Here is a 9,248-nt window from a genome sequence, read left to right on the forward strand (position 1 = left end):
CCCGGCCCAGCACGGATAATCCGGGCAAACCGCATGTAGTCGACAGCGAGGGGCGCGTACGTGATGGCCGCGATGGACCCGGACAACGATCTGCAGGCCGCAGTGGACCGACTGATGGACGGGCTCACGTCCGATCTGGAGCGACTGGCCGCCATCCCGTCGGTGGCCTTCCCCGGCTTCCCCGCCGGACCGGTCCAGGAGGCCCACGACCTGCTGGTGGGCCTGCTGCGCGAGGTGGGCGTCGAGCGGATCGAGCGCATCGACCTGCCTGACACGGCCCCGGTGATCTTCGGTGAGATCCCGCCGCCCACCCCGGACGCGCCCACCGTCCTGCTCTACTCCCACTACGACGTGCAGCCGCCCGGCGACGAGAGCCTGTGGCGGTCGCCGCCGTTCGAGCCGACACCCGTCGAGGAAGCGGGTGGGGGCGGACTGCGCGCCCGCGGCATCGCCGACGACAAGTCCAACGTCATCGCGCACCTCGGCATGCTGCGGGTCTTCGGCGGCCGCCCGCCCGTCGGCGTCAAGATCGTCTTCGAGGGGCAGGAGGAGTACGGCAGCCCCTTCGACGGCTATCCGCCCACCGACGCCGAGCGGTTCGCCTGCGACGCCATGGTCATCGCCGACCTCGGCAACCTCCGCCCCGGCACCCCCACCCTGACCACGGGACTGCGCGGCGCCGCCGAGGTGACGGTCGAGGTCCGCACGCTCCAGGAGCCGCGGCACAGCGGCGAGTTCGGCGGCGCCGCCCCCGACGCGCTGCTCGTCCTCCTCAAGGCCCTGGCCACCCTCCACGACGTCCACGGGGACGTGGCCGTCGACGGGCTGCGGCGCGAGCAGTGGACCGGCACCAGCTACACCGAGGACGAGTTCCGCGACCTCGCCGGCGTCACCGACGACCTGCCACTGCTCGGCAGCGGCACCCTCGGCGAACGCCTCTGGTCCGGCCCCGCCATCACCGTCATCGGCATCGACGCCCCCACCGTCGACGGCGCCGCGTCGGCCGTCGTCCCGTACGCCCGAGCCAAGCTGAACCTGCGCTTCCATCCGAAGCAGGACCCGGTCGAGGCCCAGGAGCTGCTCGTGCGGCACCTGCGTGCCCTCAAGCCGTTCGGTGTCCCGCTCACCGTCACCCCCGGCGACACGGGCCCCGGCTACGAGGCGTCCACCGGCGGCCCCGCCTACCGCGCCGCCCGCACCGCCCTCAAGGAGGCGTGGGGCACCGAGGCGTCGTACGTGGCGACCGGCGGCTCCATCCCGCTCGTCAACGGCCTCGCCCAGGCCGCCCCGGACGCCGAGGTCCTCCTGTTCGGCGCCCAGGACAGCATGTGCAACCTGCACGCCCCGAACGAGCGCGTCCTCTTCTCCGAGCTGCGCGCCACGGTCGTCGCGATGTGCGCGTTCGTGCGCGAGTACGCCGCCGACTTCAAGGGCGCCGGGTCATGAGCACCACCGAAGCGCCCGAGCAGGCGCCCGAACAGCCGCCGGGCAAGAAGAAGTTCACCTTCCCCAGCGCCCTCACCGTCCTCGCCGTCGTCACGATCGCGGTCTGGCTCCTCGCCTTCCTCATCCCCTCCGGGCAGTACGACAGGAACGGTGACGGCGCCCCCGTCGAGGGCACCTACCACCGCGTCGGCTCCGGCCAGTCCTTCGTCGACCGGCTCAACGACCTCTTCCTCTCCCCGGTCAACGGCCTCTACGGCATCCAGGACCCGAAGACCTCCCTCGTCTCGCCCGACAACTCCGGTGACCTGTACGGCAGCGCGGGCGTCTTCCTCTTCGTGCTCGCCATCGGCGCGTTCATCACCGTCGTCTTCGCGACCGGCGCCCTCGACCGCGGCATCGGCCGCCTCGCGCACCGGCTGCGGGACCGCGGGGCGCTGCTCATCGCGGGCGTCATGGTCGTCTTCTCGGTGCTCGGCACCGTCGAGGGCTTCGCCGAGGAGACCCTCGGGTTCTACGGTCTGATCGTGCCGCTGATGCTCGCGCTCGGCTACGACCGGATGACGGCGGTCGGCGCGATCATCCTCGGCGCGGGCATCGGCGTGCTCTGCTCCACGGTCAACCCGTTCGCGACCGGCGTCGCGTCCTCGGCCGCCGACATCTCGCTCGGCGACGGCATCGCCCTGCGGTTCGTGATGTGGATCGTGCTGACCGCGGTGACGGTCCTGTACGTCGTCCGCTACGCGAAGCGCGTACAGAAGAACCCGGACCGCTCGCTGTCCGGGTTCCTGCCGGGGGACAAGGACCGTGACAAGGCGGCGTCGGACGCCGCCGAGGTGCCCGAACTCTCCGGTCTGCACAAGGCGGTCCTGGTCGGCACCGCCCTCGTCTTCGCCTTCATGATCTTCTCGGTCGTGCCCTGGTCGAGCGCCCTGACCGGCGACGCGGACGCCACCCCCTACGGCTGGGAACTCGACTGGTCCTTCCCGCAGTTGGCGGCGCTGTTCCTGGTCGCGGCGGTGCTCGTCGGGATCGTCGCGCGGATGGGGGAGCAGAAGCTCAGCTCGACGATCATCCAGGGCGCCGCCGACTTCGTGTCGCCCGCGCTCGTCATCCTGCTCGCCCGCGGTGTCACCGTGATCATGAACAACTCGAAGATCACGGACACCGTCCTGCACGCCATCGAGGGCGTCGTGAAGGGCACCTCGTCCGGCATCTTCGCGATCATCGTCTTCGTCGTGAACCTGCCGCTGGCCTTCCTCATCCCGTCCACGTCCGGGCACGCCACCCTCGCCATGCCGATCCTCGCGCCGCTCGCCGACTTCGCGGGCGTCTCGCGCGCGGTGGTCGTCACCGCGTGGCAGGCGGCCAGCGGCTGGATGAACCTGTGGGTGCCGACGACCGCCGTCACCATCGGCGGTGTCGCCCTCGCCAAGGTCGGCTACGACAAGTACCTGCGGTTCGTCTGGCCGCTCCTCGCGATCCTGTTCCTCCTGATCTGCGCGTTCGTCGCGCTGGGGGCCGCGTTCACCTAGGGCCTGTCTCCCAGATCCCTCCGTCCGCCCGAAGGGCAGGAGGGATCTGGGAGACAGGCCCTAACCCCTACGGTGGTGGGGTGGACGGTCTCAGCGAACTCGACGAGCGGATCACCCACTGCCGGGCCTGCCCCCGGCTGGTCGAGTGGCGGGAAGAGATCGCGCGCACCAAGCGCGCGGCCTTCGCCGACCGGACGTACTGGGGCAGGCCCGTCCCCGGCTTCGGCCCGCCCGACGCCGCCCTGCTGATCGTCGGCCTCGCGCCCGCCGCGCACGGCGCCAACCGCACGGGCCGCATGTTCACCGGCGACCGGTCGGGCGACGTCCTCTTCCGGGCCCTGTACGACCTCGGGCTGGCCTCCCGGCCGGACGCCGTGAGCGCCGACGACGGCCTCACCCTGCGCGGCGTCCGCATCACCGCACCCGTGCACTGCGCGCCGCCCGCCAACAAGCCGACCCCGGCCGAGCGCGACACCTGCCGCTCCTGGCTCGTGCGGGAGCTTGGGTCTGCTGCGGCCGACCCTGCGCTCGGTCGTCGTGCTCGGCGCGTTCGGCTGGCAGGCGGCGCTGCCCGCGTTCGCCGAGGCCGGCTGGGGGGTGCCCCGCCCCCGCCCGGCCTTCGCCCACGGCACCCGGACCGACCTCGGTGGACTCGGCGTCCACGGCTGCTTCCACGTCAGCCAGCGCAACACCTTCACGGGACGGCTCACCCCGGCCATGCTGCGAGAGGTGCTGGCCCGCGCGGCCACGGAAGCGGGACTGCCCGTGACGCCACCGAACGGAGCAACAGAACAGGAGCGGACAGGTGACCCTTCCTAGCGTGAAAGGGTGACGCCAACGGAGACCTCGCCGCACACCAAGCCGCCGGCCGCGGCCTATCGCAACCTCGTCGTGGCCACCGTGGGCTTCGCGCTCACCTTCTGGGCCTGGAACCTGATCGCGCCGCTCGCCGGCGTCTTCGGCTCGGACCTGAAGCTCAGCTCGTTCGCCCAGTCGTTCCTGGTCGCTGTCCCCGTGCTCGTGGGCTCGCTGGGCCGCATCCCGGTCGGCGCGCTCACCGACCGGTACGGCGCCAAGCTGCTGTTCCCGCTGATCTCGGCGCTCACCATCATCCCCGTGCTCCTGGTGATCCCGGCCCGGCACAACTTCGGCGCGATGATCGCGGTCGGCTTCCTGCTCGGCCTGGGCGGCACCACCTTCGCCATCGGCATCCCGCTGGTGAACTCCTGGTTCCCGCCGGCCCACCGCGGCCTCGCCCTCGGCATCTTCGGCATGGGCATGGGCGGCGTCGCCCTCTCCGGCTACTTCACCCCGCGCATCGCCAAGCACGGCGAGAACCTGCCCTTCATCGTCGTCGCCATCGGGCTCGCCGCGTACGCGGTCCTCGCCGCGGCCCTGATCACCGACCACCCGGACCGCAAGATCCCCACGACCTCGCTCGGCACCCGGCTCGGCGCCGCAGGCAAGCTGCGCGTCACCTGGGAGCTGTCGGCGCTGTACGCGATCGGGTTCGGCGGCATCGTCGCGTTCGGCGTCTACCTGCCCACGTACCTGAAGACCTGGTACGAGCTGAGCCCCACGGAGGCGGGCACCAAGGCGGCCGGATTCGCGCTCGTCACCGTGATCTTCCGGCCGATCGGCGGCTGGCTCTCCGACCGGGTCCACCCGGCGCTCGTCACGGCGTGGGCCCTCGCCCTGGTCGCCCTGTTCGCGATCCTCCAGGCGTTCGACCCGGCCCTGAACCCGATGGGCACCATCTGCTTCCTGCTGATGGCGGCGGGCCTGGGCACCGCGAGCGGCAGCGTCTTCGCCCTCGTCTCGCAGGTCACCCCGCAGCCCCAGGTGGGCTCGGTGACCGGCATCGTCGGCGCGATGGGCGGCCTCGGCGGCTTCGTCCCGCCGCTGGTGATGGGCGCGATCTACAGCGCCAAGGACTCGTACTCCATCGGCTTCATGCTCCTGTCCGACCTGGCGCTCGCCGGGTGCGTGTACGCCTACGGGCGGATGCGCACCATCAAGGCGGGCTGAGGCTCTCGCCGCGTAGGCTCGGGCGATGCCCCTGTACCCGGACATCGAACCGTACGACCACGGCCGCCTCGATGTCGGCGACGGCAACCGGATCCACTGGGAGACCTGCGGCAACCCGCGCGGCAAGCCCGCCGTCGTGCTGCACGGGGGGCCGGGGTCCGGTGCCTCGCCGTTCATGCGGCGCCTCTTCGACCCCGAGCGCTACCGGATCGTCCTGCTCGACCAGCGCGGCGCCGGCCGCTCCACGCCGTCGGCCCGCGCGTACGACACCGACATGCGTGTGAACACGCTGCCGCACCTCATAGCCGACCTGGAGCTGCTCCGCGCCCATCTGGGCATCGAACGCTGGCTGGTGTGGGGCGTCTCGTTCGGCTCGGCGCTCGGGCTCCGGTACGCGCAGATGCACCGGGACGCCGTCTCCGAGCTGGTCCTCACGGGCCTGGCCACCGGCAGCCGGGAGGAGGTCGCCCTGCTGACGCGCGGCCTCGGGACGGTGTTCCCCGAGGCGTTCGCCGCGTTCGCGGCGGGGGTGCCGGAGGCAGAGCGGGACGGCGACCTCGCGGCCGCGTACCACCGGCTCCTGGAGTCGCCCGACTCCGCGGTGCGCGAGCGGGCCGCGCTGGCCTGGACCGACTGGGAGACCGCGATGGCCTCGCAGCCGCACCGCTCCGTGCCCCGCTACCAGGCCCCCGGCTTCCGCTACGGGTTCGCTCGCACCGTCACCCACTACTGGTCCCGTGACCACTTCCTGGACGCGCCCGACACGGTGCTGCGCGACCTGCCGCTGCTCAAGGGCCTTCCGGGCGTCGTGGTGCAGGGCAGCGTGGACATGCAGAACCTCATCGGCCTGCCGTGGCGGCTGGCCGAGGCGTGGCCGGACGCCGAGCTGATGCTCGTGGACGACGCCGGGCACAACGCCGGCGCGCCCGGCATCGTGGACCTGCTGGTCGCCGCCACCGACCGGTTCGGAGGGTCCGCCACGGTCTGACGCGGGCCCTGGCCCGGACCCGCGTGCGGTCAGTCCTCGGCGTCGCCGAAGAGGTGACGCACGGTCGAGGTGTAGTTGGTGCGGACGTGGGCCAGCGCCACGGCCCGCGCCCGCTCCGGGTCGCCGGCGGCCACCGCCTCGTACAACTCCCGGTGCTCGGCGAGCTGTTGGGGCCACTCCTCGTTGCGCCGGGTCAGCCAGCGCAGCCGGCCCGCGACCGGCTGCATCACGGTGAGCAGCAGTCCGTTGCCCGCCATGGCGAGCAGCCGGTCGTGGAAGCGGGAGTTGACGTCGGTGGTCGCCTCGGCGTCGTCGTCGCGGGTGGCGCGGGCGGCCAGGTCGAGCAGCTCCTCCAGGTGCGCCAGATCGTCCCGGGAGGCCCGCTCGGCGGCGAGCCCGGCCGCGTACACCTCCAACGCCTCGCGCAGCTCGAAGAGTTCGGCGACGTCGGCCCGGGTCAGGGTGCGCACCACGGCTCTGCGCGGGGTCTCGAACGTCACGAAGCCCTCGGCGAGCAGCGCCCTGATCGCCTCGCGCACCGGCACCCGGGACACGCCGAACCGGTCGGCGAGCTCCCGCTCGACCAGCCGGTCGCCGGGCCGCAGGCGACCGCTGATGATGTCCTGCCGCAGCGTGCCGAGCACGCGTTCGCGCACCGCTCCGAGCGGTTCCGCCGTCGTCATGTGCCCATCCTCGCCGATCGGCCGGCGGCGCGGCATGGGGGGCCTTTTACCGAGCCGTAACCGCACCGACATTGCCGAGTGCCGTCACGGGCGGGACGATGACGCCTGTTTGGTATACCAAACAGGCGCCGGTGGAACGGGCGCCTTCGTCCCCCGCACGTCCCTGGGAGGCTCACCCATGTCTGTGGCCGAACCCGTCCAGACGCACAACAGCCGCGACTTCACCCCCGATCCCCGCCTCGTCAACGAGGACCTCGCCCCCGCCGGCGAACGCAAGTGGAAGGTCTTCGACCTCTTCGCCCTGTGGATGTCCGACGTCCACAACCTCGGCAACTACACGTTCGCCGCCGGCCTGTTGGTGCTCGGACTCAACGCCTGGCAGATCTTCACGGCCCTGCTCATCGGGTTCGTCCTGATCTACGTGGGATGCAACGCGATGGGCCGCGTCGGCCAGCGCCACGGCGTCCCGTTCCCCGTCGTCAGCCGCATCAGCTTCGGCGTCTGGGGAGCCAACATCCCTGCGCTCGTCCGGGCCGTCATCGCCATCATGTGGTACGGAATCCAGACCTACCTGGCATCGGTCGCGGTAAACGTGATGGTGCTGGCCGCCTTCCCCGGCATGGAGTCGTGGACGCACCACTCCTTCCTGGGCCTGCACGCCCTGGGCTGGGCGTCCTTCCTCGCGCTCTGGCTCGTCCAGTCCCTGATCATCACGCAGGGGATGGAATCGGTCCGCAAGTTCCAGGACTTCTGCGGCCCCGCGATCTGGGTCGTCATGCTCGCGCTCGCCGTCTGGATCTGGGCCAAGGCGGGCTGGACGATCTCGCTGACCACCACCCCGCACCCGGTCTCCACGGGCGAGCAGTTCCGGCAGTGGTTCGGCGCGATAGGACTGATCCTCGCGACGTACGGCACGCTGATGCTCAACTTCTGCGACTTCTCGCGCTTCGCGCCCGACTACCGGACCGTGCGGCGCGGCAACTTCTGGGGCCTGCCGATCAACTCCACGGCGTTCGTGGTCCTCTCGGTCGTCGTCACCGCCGGCAGCCTGGAGGTCTTCGGCGAGGCGATCACCGACCCGGCGCTGCTCGTCGCGCGGATCGGCAACACCTGGGTCCTCGTCTTCGGCGCGCTGACCTTCGCGATCGCCACGATGGGCGTCAACATCGTCGCCAACTTCGTCTCCCCGGCCTACGACCTGGCGAACGTCTGGCCGCAGAAGATCACGTTCAAGGTGGGCGGGGCGATCTCGACGGTGCTGGCCCTGGTGGTCACCCCGTGGAACCTCTACTCGAACCCGAACGTCGTGAACTACTTCCTGGGCGGCCTCGGCGCCTTCCTCGGCCCGCTCTTCGGCATCATCATGCTCGACTACTTCTGGGTGAAGCGCGGCCGCATCGACGACGCGGCCCTCTTCGACGCGAGCCCGGGGTCGCGCTACTACTACCGGCGCGGCGTGAACCCGAAGGCGCTCGCCGCGTTCCTCCCGTCGGCGACCCTGGCGGTGATCCTCGCCCTCGTCCCCGCCTTCGACTCCGTGGCGGCCTACTCCTGGTTCATCGGCACGGCGGTGGCCGCCGGCCTGTACGGGGTGATCTGCCGGACGGAGCGCCGGCGCTCCGCCGATCCGGTCCCGGAGGGCTGAACGAGTGGACCCGTGGACGCCCCGGCCGGTCGTACCACCGCACCGGCCGGGCGCCCCCGCATCATCCGCGCATGGTCATGTCCTCACGCCCGGTCCTGGGCACCCTGCTGGCGGCGTTCCTGACGCTGACCCCCTCGGCCCAGGCGCCGTCCGTGGCCTTCTGGGTCGACCCGGACACGGCGGCGTCCCGCCAGGCGGCCGCGTACCGCGCCCAGCACCGCTACGCCGAGGCCCGCCTCATCGACCGCATCGCCACCCGCCCCCAGGCGGTCTGGCTCAACGACCCGAACCCCGGCCGCACGGTCCGCTCCGTCACCCTGGCGGCGGCCCGCGCCCACCGCACCGCGGTCCTGGTCACCTACCACATCCCGCACCGCGACTGCGGGGCCTACTCCTCGGGCGGCGCCCGCGACGCCGCGGCCTACCGGGCCTACGTCGACTCCTTCGCCGCGGGCCTCGGCTCGCGCGGCGCGTACGTGGTGGTGGAACCGGACGCCGTGGCGTCCACGGTCGCGGGCTGCGCGGGCGCGAACACCAAGGAGCGCTACGCCCTCCTCGCCTACGCGATCCAGCGCATCGCCGCCCGCCCCCACACCCGCGTCTACCTCGACGCGGGCAACGCGACCTGGATCCCCGACGTAGGGCAACTCGCGGCCGCACTGCGGTCGGCCGGGGTGGCGAGAGCGGCCGGAGTGGCCCTGAACGTCTCCAACTACCTTACGAACGCGGAGACTTCGGCCTACGGCAAACGCCTGGTCGCGGCGCTCGGCGGCGGCAAACACATGGTCATCGACACGAGCCGCAACGGCAACGGCCCCTACTCCGGCACCGACGCCTGGTGCAATCCGCCGGGCCGGGCCCTCGGCACGCCCCCCACGACCCGGACCGGGAACCCGCTGGTGGACGCGTACCTGTGGGTGAAGCGC

7 protein-coding genes and 1 pseudogene are annotated in these 9,248 nt (G+C 71.9%); 7 read left to right on the forward strand and 1 reads right to left on the reverse strand.

The features are described from left to right. The first annotated feature begins 72 nt into the window (after positions 1-72). From M4J07_RS44445 to pip, 5 genes and pseudogenes are all read left to right on the forward strand, one after another. Positions 73-1,446: a M20/M25/M40 family metallo-hydrolase gene (locus M4J07_RS44445; RefSeq protein ID WP_374215193.1), complete on the forward strand. Its 1,374-nt coding sequence runs from the start codon at positions 73-75 to the stop codon at positions 1,444-1,446. Continuing rightward, positions 1,443-2,978: a YfcC family protein gene (locus tag M4J07_RS44450; RefSeq protein ID WP_255982414.1), complete on the forward strand. Its 1,536-nt coding sequence runs from the start codon at positions 1,443-1,445 to the stop codon at positions 2,976-2,978. Before M4J07_RS44445 ends, M4J07_RS44450 begins: the two co-directional genes overlap by 4 nt. 80 nt (positions 2,979-3,058) lie before the next feature. Further along, positions 3,059-3,797: pseudogene (locus M4J07_RS44455) on the forward strand (uracil-DNA glycosylase). Between the two features lie 9 nt (positions 3,798-3,806). Continuing rightward, positions 3,807-5,006 carry a nitrate/nitrite transporter gene (locus M4J07_RS44460; protein WP_255982416.1) on the forward strand — a complete coding sequence of 400 codons (1,200 nt, stop codon included), beginning with the start codon at positions 3,807-3,809 and terminating at the stop codon, positions 5,004-5,006. A 25-nt stretch (positions 5,007-5,031) separates the two neighbouring features. Then, positions 5,032-5,994 carry a prolyl aminopeptidase gene (gene pip, locus M4J07_RS44465; protein ID WP_255982419.1) on the forward strand — a complete coding sequence of 321 codons (963 nt, stop codon included), beginning with the start codon at positions 5,032-5,034 and terminating at the stop codon, positions 5,992-5,994. 29 nt (positions 5,995-6,023) lie between these two features. Here pip and M4J07_RS44470 read toward each other — a convergent pair whose 3' ends face one another. Then, on the reverse strand, positions 6,024-6,677 hold the full coding sequence (locus M4J07_RS44470; RefSeq protein WP_255982421.1) for a GntR family transcriptional regulator: 654 nt from the start codon (positions 6,675-6,677) through the stop codon (positions 6,024-6,026). A 178-nt stretch (positions 6,678-6,855) separates the two neighbouring features. Between M4J07_RS44470 and M4J07_RS44475 the strand changes: the two genes are divergently transcribed. Together M4J07_RS44475 and M4J07_RS44480 are read left to right on the forward strand one after the other, a co-directional pair. Then, the gene (locus tag M4J07_RS44475; RefSeq protein ID WP_255982423.1) at positions 6,856-8,322 is read left to right on the forward strand and encodes an NCS1 family nucleobase:cation symporter-1; all 1,467 of its coding nucleotides are present in this window, start codon (positions 6,856-6,858) and stop codon (positions 8,320-8,322) included. A 71-nt stretch (positions 8,323-8,393) separates the two neighbouring features. After that, positions 8,394-9,248, forward strand: an 855-nt coding sequence (locus M4J07_RS44480; RefSeq protein WP_255982425.1) for a glycoside hydrolase family 6 protein, incomplete at its 3' end; no start/stop codon positions are given.

It is taken from the genome of Streptomyces longispororuber, assembly GCF_024448165.1.
Taxonomy (GTDB): Bacteria; Actinomycetota; Actinomycetes; order Streptomycetales; family Streptomycetaceae; genus Streptomyces; species Streptomyces longispororuber_A.

Excerpts from the sequence above, each read along its gene's own strand:
- M4J07_RS44445 (WP_374215193.1), top strand. The coding sequence starts at position 73 with ATGGACCCGGACAACGATCTGCAGGCCGCAGTGGACCGACTGATGGAC.
- M4J07_RS44450 (WP_255982414.1), top strand. The coding sequence starts at position 1,443 with ATGAGCACCACCGAAGCGCCCGAGCAGGCGCCCGAACAGCCGCCGGGC.
- pip (WP_255982419.1), top strand. The coding sequence starts at position 5,032 with ATGCCCCTGTACCCGGACATCGAACCGTACGACCACGGCCGCCTCGAT.
- M4J07_RS44470 (WP_255982421.1), bottom strand. The coding sequence starts at position 6,677 with ATGACGACGGCGGAACCGCTCGGAGCGGTGCGCGAACGCGTGCTCGGC.
- M4J07_RS44475 (WP_255982423.1), top strand. The coding sequence starts at position 6,856 with ATGTCTGTGGCCGAACCCGTCCAGACGCACAACAGCCGCGACTTCACC.